Origin of the sequence: Paenibacillus donghaensis, from assembly GCF_002192415.1 — a bacterium.
Lineage (GTDB): Bacteria > Bacillota > Bacilli > Paenibacillales > Paenibacillaceae > Paenibacillus_AQ > Paenibacillus_AQ donghaensis.
Genome location: NZ_CP021780.1, coordinates 706,552 through 721,219 on the forward strand (window position 1 = coordinate 706,552; position 14,668 = coordinate 721,219).

Here is a 14,668-nt window from a genome sequence, read left to right on the forward strand (position 1 = left end):
GTATAATAGTTTTCCAAAAATAGCAATATAAAATTTACAAATGCACAAATTAGTTTACATTATTTATTAATTGTGTGTGCATAATCAATATGTTTATTACTACTCAATGTGAAAATGTTAAGATGAAAATTGCATTTTTCTACTTATTCAGACTAATATTTTGTTATTTTATAAAGGATGTAGAGTTTTTGGTGTAATTCGATTGTCAAATGAACAAAATTAATTTTACATAATGTATTGACGCGTGGTTAAGACTTTGATAAATTGTAAAGGCAGTAGGCGGTATCACAAATTTAACTTGTAAAAGAATGGAGGCAAAGGCATTGCAAAACTCAATAGAAGCGGATGCCAGAAATACAGTGCCCAGATCTTCAGGCTCCTTTTTAAATTTTATGAAGAAACATTATTTTCTTTATTTAATGCTCGCGCCGGCGTTGATCCTGACCCTTATTTTCAAATACGGTCCTATGTATGGCGCAATCATCGCCTTTAAAGATTTCAGCCCAATCAAAGGAATCATGGGGAGCGAATGGGTAGGTTTTTATAATTTCGAGAAATTCCTTTCTTCCCCCAATTTTGAAGTTATATTTATGAATACGCTTAAATTAAGTTTTTTCGGGTTGATTCTGAGCTTTCCCGTTCCCATCCTGCTGGCTTTGATGCTGAATCAGGTCCGCAGGTCTGCAGTCAAGAAGAATATACAACTGTTTCTGTATGCGCCTAACTTCATATCCGTTGTCGTTGTGGTGGGGATGTTGTTTATTTTCTTGTCCCCGACAGGGCCAATCAACCAGATCCTTACCTGGGCTACAGGTGAACCTGTTACATTCATGTCCCGTCCGGAGTATTTCCGCTGGATCTACATTCTTTCGGATATCTGGACGAGTGCAGGCTGGGCCTCAATTATCTATGTGGCGGCTCTTGCCAACGTTGACCCTGAGTTACATAATGCAGCCAATCTGGATGGTGCCAATCTTCTGCAAAGAATACGGCATATTGATCTTCCAACCATTCGTCCGATTATGGCCATAGTGTTTATTCTAGCAGCAGGCGGCATTATGTCGATTGGATTTGAAAAGGCTTATCTCATGCAAACGGCAACCAACCTGCCGACTTCCGAGATCATTCCGACTTATGTTTACAAAATAGGCTTGCAGTCAGGCGACTACGCATACTCTGCCGCGGTGGGTTTGTTCAACTCTCTCATCAACGTTGTTTTGCTCCTTACGGTTAACTTCATTGTGAAGAAACTGAATGAGGGCGATGGTCTTTACTAAGAAAGGAGTAACCATTCATGTTCATTAAACATTCCAGGCTGGATCGCTTTATTCTTGCGCTGAATGCCGCCTTCTTGACTCTCGCCGTAATGGTGGTGGTTCTTCCGCTTATTTATGTGGTGATTGCCTCCTTCATGGATCCGTCCGTACTGCTCAGCCATGGATTATCATTCAAGATTTCGGACTGGTCATTAGAAGGCTACAAAATGATCCTTACCAATCCAGCTATGATTCGCGGTTTTGGAAACGCTGTTTTTTACTCCGTGGCATTTGCCATACTTACCGTTCTGGTCTCTATCTGCGCAGGTTATGCCCTGTCGGATGACAGGCTGAAGGGAAAAGGAATTTTTATGACATTGTTCATTATCACTATGTTTTTTGGAGGGGGACTTGTTCCAACTTACCTGCTGGTCAAAAATCTGGGCCTGCTTGACACGGTCTGGGCCGTGATCATTCCTGGAGCAGTCAACGTATGGAACATTATCTTATCCAGAACCTTTTTCAAGGGAGTGCCCAATGAATTGAGGGAGGCAGCCAATGTGGATGGGGCATCGGAGATGAGGATTTTCCTCGGCATTGTATTGCCGCTCTCGAAACCCATTATCTTCGTACTTGCCCTTTATGCCTTTGTTGGCCAGTGGAATTCCTACTTTGATGCCATGATTTATCTGGATAATCCAAACCTTCATCCGCTGCAGCTCGTTCTGCGCTCCATCCTGATTCAGAACCAGGTAGATCCAGGCATGATCAGTGATCAGCTGGCCATGGCGGAAATGAAACGATTGTCCGAAATCATCAAATATGCTGCAATTGTTGTCTCCAGTTTGCCGCTCATCATGATGTATCCTTTCTTCCAGAAGTACTTTGAAAAAGGTGTCATGCTCGGTTCCCTGAAATAGGGAATGGACTGCACGTATATACAGATTTACACTCATCCTATTTAGGAGGTCATTTTCTATGAAAAAACTGACAAAGTCCAAAGTTCTAACAAAAACAGCTTCTGCGTCTGTACTTGCTTCTCTCCTGTTCCTTAGTGCATGCAGCGGTGGTGGGGGAGGAAGTGCGGCTAGTAAAGAACAGGACCCAAACGGCAAAGTAACCCTGAACTTTATTACGCAGAGCTCCCCGCTGGCACCGTCCGATCCGAATGAAAAGCTGATCAATAAACGTCTCGAAGAAAAAACAAATGTTCATATTAACTGGAAAAACTTCACCAAAGATGTATTTGTGGAAAAAAGAAACCTGGCAGTGGCCAGCGGTGATCTTCCCGATGCTATTTTTAATGCGGACTATGGCGACTACGAGCTGCTCAAACTCGCTAAAGACGGTACCATCATTCCGCTGAACGACCTGATCGAGAAGAATATGCCCAACTTTAAAAAGGTGCTGGAAGAAGCTCCTGAATACAAAAGCATGATTACAGCGCCGGATGGAAATATTTATTCATTCCCATGGATTGAAGAGCTTGGCAACGGAAAAGAAAGAATCCAGGCTGTAGACAGCATGCCTTGGATTAACGTGGAATGGCTGAAGAAGCTGGGGCTTGATATGCCGACAACGACGGAAGAGCTTAAAAAAGTGTTGATCGCGTTCAAAACGCAGGATCCGAATGGCAATGGCGAGGCAGACGAAATTCCGCTGTCCTTTATTAACAAGCCGGGAGCCGAAGATATTGCCTTCCTCTTTGCTTCCTTCGGACTGGGGGAGAATCCTGACCATGCGGTCGTGAGCGATGATGGCAAAGTGATATTTACAGCGGCGGAAGAAGGCTATAAGGATGCTGTTTCATTTATCCATGAGCTGTATAAAGAAGGACTTATTGATATTGAGGCTTACACGCAGGACTGGAGTACGTACCTGGCTAAGGGGAAGGAGCAACGATACGGACTATACTTCTCCTGGGATAAAGCGAACATCTCTGGAGCAAGCGATACCTATGATGTGATGCCTCCACTCGCTGGCCCGGATGGTGAAGTTAACGTAACGAGAACCAATGGGCTTGGCCTTGGCCGCGGTAAAATGGTCGTTACGAGCTCTAATAAAAACCTGGAAACAACTGCGAAATGGGTGGATCAGCTGTATGATCCGATCCAATCTGTACAGAACAACTGGGGAACTTACGGGGACGATACACAGCAGAACATCTTCGAATTAGATGAAGCCAAAGGTATGCTGAAGCATCTGCCGCTCGAAGGTGCCGCTCCCGTTGAACTTCGCGAGAAAACAAGCATCGCTGGGCCGCTGGCCATTCTCGATTCCTACTATGGCAAATATACGACCATGCCGGATGATGCCAAAGGCAGAATGGATATTATCAAGAACATCATGGCACCGAAGATGAAAGCAGAGAATGTAATGCCAAGCGTGTTTAATTCGATTGAAGAGCTGGACCGCCTGACGACGATTGAAACAGACTTATTTGCTTACGTCCTCAGAATGCGTACTGAATGGTACCAGAACGGCAAAGTGGATGCGCAGTGGGATGAATATCTGAAAGAAATGGACCGTCTTGGCTTGCAAGAATGGTTAGTGATTAAACAGGGTGGTTATGACAGAGCAACACAAAAATAAACAATAAACGGTGGAGTAAGGGAGAGAACATCATGTCAGCAATTACAAAACAAAATTACCGAGGGGCCTATCATTTTTCGCCTCAAGCCAAGTGGATGAACGATCCAAACGGGATGGTGTATTTCGAAGGAGAATATCATTTGTTTTTCCAGCATCATCCGGGTGGAATGACCATGGGGGCCATGCACTGGGGCCATGCTGTCAGCAAGGACCTTGTCACCTGGGAAGAGCTGGATGTCGCGCTGGCTCCGGATGAGCTCGGCATGATTTTCTCGGGAAGTGCTGTTGTGGACTGGAAGAATACGACAGGATTTTTTGAGGATAAGCCAGGACTGGTAGCCATCTTTACGCATCACCTTGACATGCCGGAAGGGAAACCGGCCGTTCAGCGTCAAAGTCTCGCCTACAGCAAAGACAACGGCAGAACGTGGACCAAATACGCAGGCAATCCGGTGCTTGAACATGATGCATTTATCGATTTCCGTGATCCCAAGGTGTTCTGGAATCAGGAGACTAACGAATGGGTAATGATCGTAGCTTGTGGTCAAACGGTAGGCCTGTATCATTCCCCTGATCTGATCCACTGGACACATGCCAGTGAATTCGGTGAGGGCATCGGGTCTCATGACGGTGTGTGGGAGTGCCCGGATTTGTTCCCGCTAGCCGTTGATGGAGACAAGTCGAACACACAATGGGTGATGCTTGTGAGTATAGGAGCAGATCCCGCTTGTGTGGAAGGATCAAGGACGCAGTATTTCACAGGTGATTTCGATGGAAAAGTATTTACACCGGATGAAGAATCCCGAAATATCCGCTGGCTTGATTACGGCAGGGACAATTACGCGGGTGTAAGCTGGTCAGATGTTCCTGAAGAAGATGGAAGACGTCTTTTTCTCGGCTGGATGAGCAACTGGATGTATGCCAGCCAGACACCGGCAGAAGAGTTCCGTGGTGCGATGACCCTTCCAAGAGAGCTGTACCTTGAATCCAGAGAAGGGCGAATCCTGCTTGTGCAGAAGCCGGCACAAGAGCTGGAAGCTGCTCGTCTCCCTGTTCTTTCACTTAAAGATGTTTCTGTACAAGAAATCAATGCTTCCTTGGCCAATCTTCAGCTTCAATCTTACGAGATAGTAGCCAAGCTCACTCGCGGCATGTCTGCGGGCTTCAAAGTTAGAACTGGGGCGGGGGAACAAACTGTTATCGGAATTGATGCGAAGACGCAAGAGCTGTATGTAGACCGGCAGGCTTCAGGACAGCATGATTTCCACGAATGGTTCGCTGGACGTCATTCAGTGGAACTGGAAGCTCCGGGTGAGATCGATGATCTTCGTATTTATGTGGACCGTACTTCGGTTGAGGTATTTGGCAATAGAGGCCAGGCGGTAATTACGGATCTTATTTTCCCGAAGCCTGAATCTGCTGGTCTTGCTGTATTTGCAGACAATGAAGAGATCCTGTTCATTTCACTGGATGTCTACAATTTATCGTTACCTGCTGCAAATGGCGATAACCAGTATTCGGAGGGTTGACTTACTATGCGTATAGGAGCAATTGAAGCAGGTGGGACAAAATTCGTATGTGGGACCGGGGATGAAAGCGGGAGAATTCTGGATCGGATCAGCTTTCCAACCGAACATCCGGATGTAACCCTGCCCAAAGTCATTCAATATTTTCAAGACAAACAGGTGGAAGCCATTGGAATTGGATCGTTTGGTCCTATCGATATCCGTCCGGACAGTCCGACTTACGGTTACGTTACGACAACTCCTAAGCCGGGGTGGGGGAATTACGATATGCTGGGGACTTTACAGCGAGTCTTTCCGGTCCCGTTGGGCTGGGATACCGATGTCAATGCAGCAGCATATGGTGAGGCCAAATGGGGTGCTGCACAAGGATTGTCCAGTTGTTTGTACTATACCGTAGGCACGGGTGTCGGCGTCGGCGTGTATTCCGAAGGCAAAATCATACATGGTCTTGTACATCCTGAGGGTGGACATGTGCGGACTAGACGCCATCCTGAAGATGAATTCGCAGGTGTGTGCCCTTACCATGGGGACTGCCTCGAAGGAATGGCGGCAGGTCCTGCCATTGAATCAAGATGGGGGAAGCCGGGCCACGAGTTGCCGGCGAACCATATCGCATGGGAAATGGAAGCTTTCTATTTTGCTGAGTCCATTACCAGTGCCATTTTGCTTCTGTCTCCTCACAAAATTATTCTGGGCGGCGGCGTTATGCAGCAGCAGCAGCTGTTCCCGCTGATCCGGCAGGCGGTGCTCCGGAATCTGAACGGGTATGTCAGTTCAAGTACCATTCTGGATCACATGGATGAGTATATAGTTCCACCGGGTCTTGGCCAGCAGGCGGGATTATGCGGTGCTCTGGCCTTGGGACTTGAAGCACGGAATAATCAGGCTTCTACTGTATAAAAAAATCAATATGATGTTGGGTAGGAGTATTATGCATCGATGTCTTTCTCGGATATGACAGATGGGCGCAGAGTGATGTTGGTATGGATGTCGAACTGGGATTATCCGTTCGCTTTCCCGACTACACACTGGAAGGGAGAATCCACCCCGAATGGAAAGGCATCTGCCGCCCTTTCTGCCTACTATATGAGGATAATGTTTATCCGCGAAATCGATTCTTGGCTATAACCTTCTCGTAGATTTTCAAGTAACGCTCCGCCATTTTCTCTTTTGTAAACCGACTAGAGACATAATGACGAAGTTGTTCAGGATGGACTGATGCATCGCCAATAATCTTCGCCGCCATGGCCTCAACACTTTCACACAAGAATTGTGGAAATCCGGACAGTACTTCTGGGACAGCCCCTCTTGGGAATGCGGCGACAGGTGTTCCACACGCCATCGCTTCGATCATCACCAATCCGAATTGCTCTTCACAAGCTGTTGGAAACATGAGCCATTTGGCATGACTCAGTAAATCTTGTTTTGCTTTTCCATGAACTTCACTGACATATTCAATGTTAGAACTGTTATTAATTCGTGGAAGGATCTGCTTAAATAATTCTTCGTCCCAGGCCGGACCCGCTATTATCGTTCTTACACCTGTCATTTCAGCCACTTCAATCGCAGAATGCACGCCTTTTTCCCAATCTATCCGACCTAGAAACAACACATAATCTTTTTTGTTCGTACTATATTTATATTCGTTCAGGTCGATTCCATTGTGTACATAATATCCCTTATACCGGTTAGGAGACTGAATAAGCTTCGTACGACTCACATATACTGGATGCTTTACCGGGACATCAAGCGACCATTCCGTGTGAATCGTTGAGACTGTTGGAATGTGCAGGTCTTCCTTTCCAAACAGGAGATCATGTGTATGGTCGTGTATGATATCGGTATTGTCTGGTAGAGTATCCAGAACGAAATCCTTGATGCTGCTAGTCTCATACCGATGTCCATACGGAATGACGATAGCACTGCTTCGGCTCCCTGCGAGAGCATATATATAGACCTCATGTCCCATATCCACAAGCGCATCTGATAAATTGTATACGATCCTTTCAAGACCTCCGCTGCCTGGAAGAGGAATGATGTCTGGAGCGACCTGAACAATGATCACTGTAAATCACCTCTGTTTGATAATCGTGTAGGGGAGCCTAAGATTCCCATGGTTCAACCGGAATTAGCCGCTCATTCACTATGAAGGGCATTAGTTCTTCAATGACATACATTTGGCTTTTATAGTGCTGCAATAATTTGAGTTTCTTTTGCAATATATGAAATGGAAGGGGAGCATCCGCTTTATCGAATACATATAAATGATCTAAATCCATGCTGTGCAAAATACGAGATAACGACTTGTGCTGATTATGTCCGTATTCTCCGTGCAGATTATGAGTGACAACTTTATGGAAATGGCTGTTATCCAGTAGCTTTATTAAAGTGTCTTTCACTTGTTGTTCATCAAAATCCCCATCATATTGGTCTGGGAAGTCCCATATTTCGAACCTTGCGTCAACGAACTCCATCGCTGCTTGGAATTCCCGGGAACGAGTCTCATCGCTTTCGTTAGTCAAGCAAATGACTTTCCAGCCTGGCTCCTCGATTAATGCTCCGCCTCCAAATATGCTTTCATCGTCAGGATGAGCGACTACCATCAGCTTATCTGCTACCGAATGGGATGACATTACTCCACCTCATATGGGGCATAACGGTCTTTTAGAATATTTGCATATACGTTCATCAACATGTCTGTAGTACGGGTAAAGTTAAATTGTTCCTTCACCAGATTTCGGTTCACCCAGCCTGTTTCCATTTTTTCTTGAACCGGCATATCCAGCGCTCGCTTTATATCTGCTTGTAACTTCTCTACTGTCCACATTTCGTCGGCTTGATGGTCACCGAACCATGTCTCCCATGCTGATCGGTAATTTCCAGGGTGAACCAGTCCGACAAAACCTTTCACACCAACAGCGACCACGGGACGACAGCAAGCTAGAGCCTCAACGGCAGTTCTCCCAGTGCCAACAAAGATATCGCAGATAGAATAATAGGAAGACATATTGAGAGTGTTTCCCAGCAAATGAATGAATTTACTTTTTGTCTCTTTATGAATCACGTCAACTAGCGATTTAATATTCTCACTATGCCGCCCTTCGCCAGTCACGAGGATGTTTAGATTAGGGTAGTGTTCGGCTTTTAACCGTCTGCTTGCTTCTATGACATCTCTGCAAATATCTGCTTTTTCCCAAGATAATCTACCGGCGTACATAATAACAGGCGCGACCTTTGGAATTCCCAGTTCTTCACGTAAGTCGCTCTGAATCAGTGAGCGGTAATTGAACTGTACGGTATCAATTCCATTAGGAATCAATTGGACAGGCAGCCCTTTAACAGGCAACTGTTTCACTATGGAAGGACTCACGCAGACAACCGCCGCGCTGCTTTTTATCAGATCCAGTTCATCGATTGTAAAGGGAAGCAACATGTGGAGCGTCCAAATGCGAGGGATACACAATTGATCTGCGGCTTTAGCAGCAAAAAAACCGGAGGGGATTTGATGAATATGAACGGCTGTAATCCCTTCCGTATTCATGATTTGTTTCAATTGGGAGATGATCTTCTTCTCATCATCATCATTACTTATATGTTCGTTCGTGACGAAGTTAATCTCATACACGGGACAGCCTAAGGCGGCGAAGGCATCACACATTTCTCCCCGTTTTCCAGCTACAACGACGTGAACACCGTTTCTAAGCAATTCCCGTACGCATGTCAAAACATGCGTTTCAGTTCCGCCGATATTAAATTGGTCCAATACCATTAAAATACGCAAGTCTGTAGCTGAATATCGACGTTCTATGCTCCGATTCGATTCTTCTTTATTAAACCAGACGACTTGCTTGGGCGGTTCAGCTTTTACGACGTATTGGACGATAGGTTGTTTGCTGTATATGCGTCTCTTAACTATGGGTTTCTTGCTGCGAACCTCTGCCTTTTTTTTCAATTCTGATTCAACTCCTTATTCTGAATAAAATTCACGGGAACGCTGGGCTGAATGAGAGCGGTAATAATACAGGGTCTCCCTTAGGTTATCGACCTGGATGCCTTGAGAAATGCATTTGGCAATAAATTCATAATCTTCGGCTCCATTAATATTCCGTGAGAGCCCCCCATACGATCGAATACACTGCCTCGAAATAAAATAGTCGGATGAGAGACGCAGTGCTCTCCTATTGCATATCTCTTAGGGATATCCTCACCATAGCTTAGCCAATTCGACGGGGTTTGTTTTAGAATGTCGTTATCTTCAAAAGCCATATAGTTCGTGCCAACCATACTAATCTGGGGATGGTTCATTAGAAACTCGACCTGCTTACTAATCCTTTCAGGATGAGAGTAGTCATCTGCATCGTGAATTGCGATATATTCTCCGTACGCCATGAACAGCCCCGTTGTTAGAGAACCAGAAAACCCTATATTACGAGGCAACTGAAGCAGCGTGAAGCGGGGAAATCGCCGGCGAGCCAACCACAATTGGATACGATCGACAGTTCCGTCCGTTGATGCATCATCCACGACGATGATTTCTGTACTTGGGTAGATTTGGTCGAATAAATGATCTAGACAGTCCTCAATGTAAGATTCCGCGTTAAAGCAGGGGACCACGATACTTACAAGCTGGTCGATACGTGCAAGCAACACAATCAATCCTCTCCTTTCCAGTTCTTTTCACCATATGATCTAAAATAAATAGTTGATTGGGATATACGTATATTTTTTTTACTAAAGTTAATGGGGAAATGTGCTATTGCCCAATCAAAATTGAGGATTAGCCATACAATAACAGCGGCACAACATAAGGAAGGTGATTAAATGTGACAGAAAGCAGTGATTACACTGAATATACGGATTATTCAACGTATTCTGAGTACACGAACTATTCTCGTCAGACAATCTGTTTTGCCGTATTGGTGCATAATCGCCGAGAAGTGATCTTCGATTTATTAGACAATATCCGCTGTTACTGTCCTAACAGCTCTGTTGTCTTGTATAACGGTGGAGATGATCCGGAATTATGCAATGGTCTGGGATATTTGGTATGCCCGACTAGCAGAAAATTATATTACGGGGTAACCGCAATATACATGTTAGAAGTTATGGAGTGGCTGGAGGACATTAATTATTCCTACGATTTACTGATCAATCTGGATTCTGATGTTTTGTTTTCCAGTGAAGGTTTTGAGCAGTACATTCTAAACGAGATGAAAGACAAGGATTACCTGGGAATCGGTACGAAAATCCCAGATGATGATTTTTATTGCCTAGTACAACTTAGGCAGGAAATCAATCGTTGGATCCCTCTGCTCGGGAACGAGCCTTATAGGGAGTCCTTTAACGTAGGGCAAGTTTACAGCAGGAAACTGGTCCTTCATTTATTACATGATGACCAGTATGAATTGTTAAAGAGTAACCTCCGTGCTACAAGGGCCTTCGGAGTGGATGAGCTTGTCTTTGCTACGATAGTTGAACGGCTGGGCTATAAATTGCATGCTTACCGGGAGGATGTTGCATCAACCATTCGTTATCGGCCGCACTTTCCGCTTGATGAAATAATCAGTCTTGTGAATGTTCAGGCAGAATGCTATCTCATTCATCCGGTCTATCGGAACCTTAAAGATGAAACAAGAAGCTTTATCCGGGAGGCTATGAAACGGAAGATCCAGCGGAATCCCGATTATCAAGAACGATTTATGGAAGAATATCTCGGTGAAATGCCTTTTTTTATTCGTAGAAGCAAATATAATGGCACAAAAATAGAGTGGCTTGCCGCCTCAGAGGAAAAAGGGCTGCTTTACTGGAGGGAAAATCAATCAGGTAGAACTAAAGATGTCTTGTTTGGCCCTTATGTATTTGGAGACGGAAAGATCAAGGGATTAACAGCGCTTGAGAGTAGATTCGGTAATCTTGAAGCGGTATGTCGAAGCAATAACGGGCTTGTGCATTATTGGAGAGATGAGCATAGCGGTGAGTGGTGCCAATCTGAACAATTTGCGGAAGGTGTCACGGGAATGCCTGCTTTTCTGGAGAGCAGCAATGGTAATTTCGAGGTGGTTGCCCCGATGAAGAAGGGGGGCCTTGGTCATTGGTGGAGAAACAACGACGATCCCACGCACCCTTGGTTTGGCCCGGCAGTATTCGGCACAGAGCACTATAACGAAGTAATCTTAGTAGAGAACAATGAGAAACAATTGACAGTAATTGCTTGTGAAGAGGGCAAGTATCAATTCTACGTTAGGGACGACCACAATAGCTGGGAGTGGTTTGGACCTTACGATTAAGAGGTTGGTGACCGATGACCATCCTGGCTGTGCAATACATCAGACCCGTGAATCAGGGGTGGACACTCCCGCATTTGTTCAAATGTGAGGATGGTCAAACCTATGTTGTGAAATTCATTAATAATCGTGCCGGTCCTGGTATTTTGGCCAACGAGCTGATCGCTTATCGTCTAGGACAATGGCTTGGATTGCCCATTGCACCCTACCGTATTGTTCAGATAACAAAGGACCTTCTGGATGTGTTCCCTGCTCTGAAAAGCTTGGATATCCCTGCAGGTTTGCATCTTGGCAGTTTATATTTCGAGCAAGGAACCACCTTATTTAAGAAACACAATTTGGCATTGTGTAAAAATCTATATCATTCAGCTGGGATGATTGTATTTGATCATTGGATCAATAATTGGGATCGGCATATCGCGCAAGACAATCTATTATATTTACCAGATCAACAGAAAATTCAAATGATAGATCACTCGGATGCTTTTTTTGGCCCGGATTGGAACAAGAATGAATTTATGGACGATGCTAATAAAATGGATATATTCTGGGGTCCTATATATGAAGTATTTGTTCCTTTTATTGATAGTCCGGATCCGTTCGGTCATTATGTCTCGTTAGTTGAAAAAATTAGCGAAAAAACGGTTATTCAAGCGGTAAAGGGGCTTCCTAAACAGTGGGGTATCTCCCGGGAAGATGTGACTGATTTGATTGACTTTTTACTATGCAGGAGGAAACTGGTTCGCAATGCTTTGGAGGAGTTAAGGGACCATTTCCCGATCTGGACGCAGAAGGATGACGGTTAATATTCAAGGGAAATCGCACAAAATATGGCGAATAACTAGATTATTAGCCGTTACATTTGCTTGGTCCGAGCATTTAATAACAGTATTCCGACTCCCACTCGAATTCTAGCTCTTCATCTAGCGACGACGACCACTAATTTAGGTAGCCGGCCTCTTCCGACCCGGAAGAGGCCGTTTTTTCGTAACAGACTTCCAATTAAGCATGACGAGGTGATTCTTTATGTTTCACCAGTTGCTGCAAACCGCTTCAACACAATATGGGATAACATTCTATGAATTCGAAATTCTTCATAAAACGGGGCGAACGCTGGTTCTGGCTGTGAAGTCACTACAGGGTGATTATGTTCTGAAAAGTATTTTTACCAGTGAACAACGCCTCCAGTTTATCTTGGAAGCCGAACACTTCCTGCGTTTGCAGGGAATTCATATACCCAATATCTTTCCCACTCTCACGGGTACACCTTATTTTCTGTGGGAAGGCGACCGTTATGTCCTGCAAGAAAAATTGCAGGGTGGCCCGGTTCCTCCAACAACAATAGAGGTAGTGACTCGTAGAGCAGCTCTTCTTGGGCAAATGCATTCCTCTTCGCTCGGCTTCCTTTCGAAACATGGACCATACAGTTGTGAGGAAAGGCAGTGGCTTAGCACTTATCTGAGGAAATTATCCTCTATGAGGCAGTGGGCGCACCGGTATGGAAACTCTAGAGCGTCTAAAAAAAAGATGATCCTGTCCTATATTAATTTTTTTCAGCAAGTAGGACAGGAGTTGGTTGAACGGCTTGAACATCATGCCTTTTTTAAAAGCTGGATCGATGCTCCTCTCCAAAAGCACTTTTTGTGTCACGGCGACTTTCATAGCGACAATGTTTTGACGGTGGGTACAAGCCTATATGTTATCGACTTTGAATTCATTCGATATGACTATCCCTCCAAAGATATAGGCCGTTTTTTGCAAGGTATTATGAATCGGCGAAAAGGTTGGGATCCTGTCTGGTTTGATCATCTTCTGAGTTTTTACCTCCGGGAAAATCCGTTGAACGACAACCAAATTGAGCTTATGTATTTCGATATAGCTTTTCCCCATAGCTTTTCCCGCTTTTTAGATAAAGGTGGATACAGAAATATGTCCTTGGATGATGTGACAGCTTATTTACAAAGAGAGTATGACAAAACCGTTTATTTCCTGCAACTATCTAATTTATTTAATCATTAGGGGGCAGGTGTCGTGCCGATTTACTGTTCTTTCTATATACTGCAGTAGGGGATTGTTATTCCAAATCGTCCAGGAAAAGGAGAGAGTGAAATTGATTATCGGGACGGTCGTTACTATGTCCGGCTTGCCAAAGGCAATCCTGATGGCGAATTCGGTCAAACAACATATGCCTCATGTCAAAATAGCTGTTTGTGTGGTCGAAGAGAATATTAGTAAAGACGGGTATTTACCAGAGATTGACCGGATATTTACGGCTAAAGAACTTTCAGACTATGTCGGATTTAAGGACTTTGAACGCTATATATTCAAGTTTAACTCTCTCCAATGCGCTGCAGCAATGAAAGGGCAGTTGATCAAATATTTGCTAGAAGCCTACCCGGAGGAGCAGCACATTGTTTATTTTGATCCGACCATGTATGTGTTTAAGCCCCTTACAGAGCTTGAGCAAATGCTGAGCCACTATGATGTTGTATTAACCCCCCATCATCTCGAGCCTTCAGAGCCTTGGGACTGCTCCCGTGAAATTGGTACTCTTCAAGATGGTACGTTCCACAGTGGTTTGGTAGCCGTGAAGAATAGCCAAGAGGGACGTAGCTTTGCGAATTGGTGGCTGAATATCATTGCAGGCGACTTTGAGGGGCAGTCAAATACTATTTTTACCGACCAACCTTATCTTAATTTCGTCCCAGCCTACTTTAATGCCGGTATTTTAAGGCATCCAGGTTACCAGCTGGCCTTTTGGAATCTACACGAAAGCAGCAGAAAGCTGTACCAGGAAAACGGTCAATACCTTTTAACGAATCGCGTTCCACTTTGCTGCACAAATCTCAGTAATTTTCTGGGTCTGCTAGATTATTGCCTGGAGAAGTTAGTTCCAGACCATACAACTTACACAATTTTGTGGAATGATTATAAGGAATGGCTATCCCATATGATCCCGTTATCGGACTGAAAAAATGCGCCGTTTGTTAGTGGAAAACCCTTTTGCTTT

The 14,668-nt window shown here is 44.6% G+C and carries 13 protein-coding genes and 1 pseudogene; 10 read left to right on the top strand and 4 right to left on the bottom strand.

What is annotated here, in order from left to right; all coding sequences use genetic code 11:
* The first annotated feature begins 392 nt into the window (after positions 1–392).
* The 6 genes and pseudogenes from B9T62_RS02815 to B9T62_RS41650 form a co-directional block, all read left to right on the top strand.
* Positions 393–1,277 carry an ABC transporter permease gene (locus B9T62_RS02815; protein WP_245864521.1) on the top strand — a complete coding sequence of 295 codons (885 nt, stop codon included), beginning with the start codon at positions 393–395 and terminating at the stop codon, positions 1,275–1,277.
* 17 nt (positions 1,278–1,294) lie between these two features.
* Positions 1,295–2,176, top strand: coding sequence for a carbohydrate ABC transporter permease (locus B9T62_RS02820; protein WP_087913870.1), 882 nt, complete (start codon positions 1,295–1,297; stop codon positions 2,174–2,176).
* A gap of 58 nt (positions 2,177–2,234) precedes the next feature.
* Complete coding sequence (locus B9T62_RS02825) at positions 2,235–3,848, top strand: ABC transporter substrate-binding protein (RefSeq protein ID WP_087913871.1); 1,614 nt, start codon at positions 2,235–2,237, stop codon at positions 3,846–3,848.
* Positions 3,849–3,880: 32 nt separating this feature from the next.
* Positions 3,881–5,377: a glycoside hydrolase family 32 protein gene (locus tag B9T62_RS02830; RefSeq protein WP_087913872.1), complete on the top strand. Its 1,497-nt coding sequence runs from the start codon at positions 3,881–3,883 to the stop codon at positions 5,375–5,377.
* Positions 5,378–5,383: 6 nt separating this feature from the next.
* Positions 5,384–6,274: an ROK family protein gene (locus tag B9T62_RS02835; RefSeq protein ID WP_087913873.1), complete on the top strand. Its 891-nt coding sequence runs from the start codon at positions 5,384–5,386 to the stop codon at positions 6,272–6,274.
* Positions 6,275–6,298: 24 nt separating this feature from the next.
* Positions 6,299–6,421 (top strand): annotated as a pseudogene (locus tag B9T62_RS41650) (hypothetical protein); the annotation flags it as partial.
* 52 nt (positions 6,422–6,473) lie between these two features.
* On the opposite strand, the gene B9T62_RS02840 reads toward B9T62_RS41650, so the two are convergent.
* The 4 genes from B9T62_RS02840 to B9T62_RS02855 form a co-directional block, all read right to left on the bottom strand.
* Entirely contained in the window at positions 6,474–7,439 is a 966-nt protein-coding gene (locus tag B9T62_RS02840) for a glycosyltransferase (protein ID WP_087913874.1), read from the bottom strand.
* Between the two features lie 37 nt (positions 7,440–7,476).
* The gene (locus B9T62_RS02845; protein WP_087913875.1) at positions 7,477–8,007 is read right to left on the bottom strand and encodes a PIG-L family deacetylase; all 531 of its coding nucleotides are present in this window, start codon (positions 8,005–8,007) and stop codon (positions 7,477–7,479) included.
* Positions 8,007–9,326 carry a glycosyltransferase gene (locus B9T62_RS02850; RefSeq protein ID WP_087913876.1) on the bottom strand — a complete coding sequence of 440 codons (1,320 nt, stop codon included), beginning with the start codon at positions 9,324–9,326 and terminating at the stop codon, positions 8,007–8,009. The genes B9T62_RS02845 and B9T62_RS02850 overlap by 1 nt, the downstream gene beginning before the upstream one ends.
* 80 nt (positions 9,327–9,406) lie before the next feature.
* Positions 9,407–10,024 (bottom strand): glycosyltransferase family 2 protein, encoded by a 618-nt coding sequence (locus B9T62_RS02855; protein ID WP_342746155.1) that lies wholly within the window; start codon positions 10,022–10,024, stop codon positions 9,407–9,409.
* A gap of 173 nt (positions 10,025–10,197) precedes the next feature.
* Between B9T62_RS02855 and B9T62_RS02860 the strand changes: the two genes are divergently transcribed.
* From B9T62_RS02860 to B9T62_RS02875, 4 genes are all read left to right on the top strand, one after another.
* Positions 10,198–11,661 (top strand): hypothetical protein, encoded by a 1,464-nt coding sequence (locus tag B9T62_RS02860; protein WP_157685424.1) that lies wholly within the window; start codon positions 10,198–10,200, stop codon positions 11,659–11,661.
* A 14-nt stretch (positions 11,662–11,675) separates the two neighbouring features.
* Positions 11,676–12,464, top strand: coding sequence for a HipA family kinase (locus B9T62_RS02865; protein ID WP_087913878.1), 789 nt, complete (start codon positions 11,676–11,678; stop codon positions 12,462–12,464).
* 220 nt (positions 12,465–12,684) lie between these two features.
* A complete protein-coding gene (locus tag B9T62_RS02870) occupies positions 12,685–13,677 on the top strand; it encodes a phosphotransferase (protein ID WP_087913879.1) in 993 nt (330 codons plus the stop codon).
* 91 nt (positions 13,678–13,768) lie between these two features.
* Entirely contained in the window at positions 13,769–14,629 is an 861-nt protein-coding gene (locus B9T62_RS02875) for a hypothetical protein (RefSeq protein WP_087913880.1), read from the top strand.
* The last annotated feature ends 39 nt before the right edge of the window (positions 14,630–14,668 follow it).

Excerpts from the sequence above, each read along its gene's own strand:
- B9T62_RS02815 (WP_245864521.1), top strand. The coding sequence starts at position 393 with ATGAAGAAACATTATTTTCTTTATTTAATGCTCGCGCCGGCGTTGATC.
- B9T62_RS02820 (WP_087913870.1), top strand. The coding sequence starts at position 1,295 with ATGTTCATTAAACATTCCAGGCTGGATCGCTTTATTCTTGCGCTGAAT.
- B9T62_RS02835 (WP_087913873.1), top strand. The coding sequence starts at position 5,384 with ATGCGTATAGGAGCAATTGAAGCAGGTGGGACAAAATTCGTATGTGGG.
- B9T62_RS02865 (WP_087913878.1), top strand. The coding sequence starts at position 11,676 with ATGACCATCCTGGCTGTGCAATACATCAGACCCGTGAATCAGGGGTGG.
- B9T62_RS02830 (WP_087913872.1), top strand. The coding sequence starts at position 3,881 with ATGTCAGCAATTACAAAACAAAATTACCGAGGGGCCTATCATTTTTCG.
- B9T62_RS02870 (WP_087913879.1), top strand. The coding sequence starts at position 12,685 with ATGTTTCACCAGTTGCTGCAAACCGCTTCAACACAATATGGGATAACA.
- B9T62_RS02825 (WP_087913871.1), top strand. The coding sequence starts at position 2,235 with ATGAAAAAACTGACAAAGTCCAAAGTTCTAACAAAAACAGCTTCTGCG.
- B9T62_RS02845 (WP_087913875.1), bottom strand. The coding sequence starts at position 8,007 with ATGTCATCCCATTCGGTAGCAGATAAGCTGATGGTAGTCGCTCATCCT.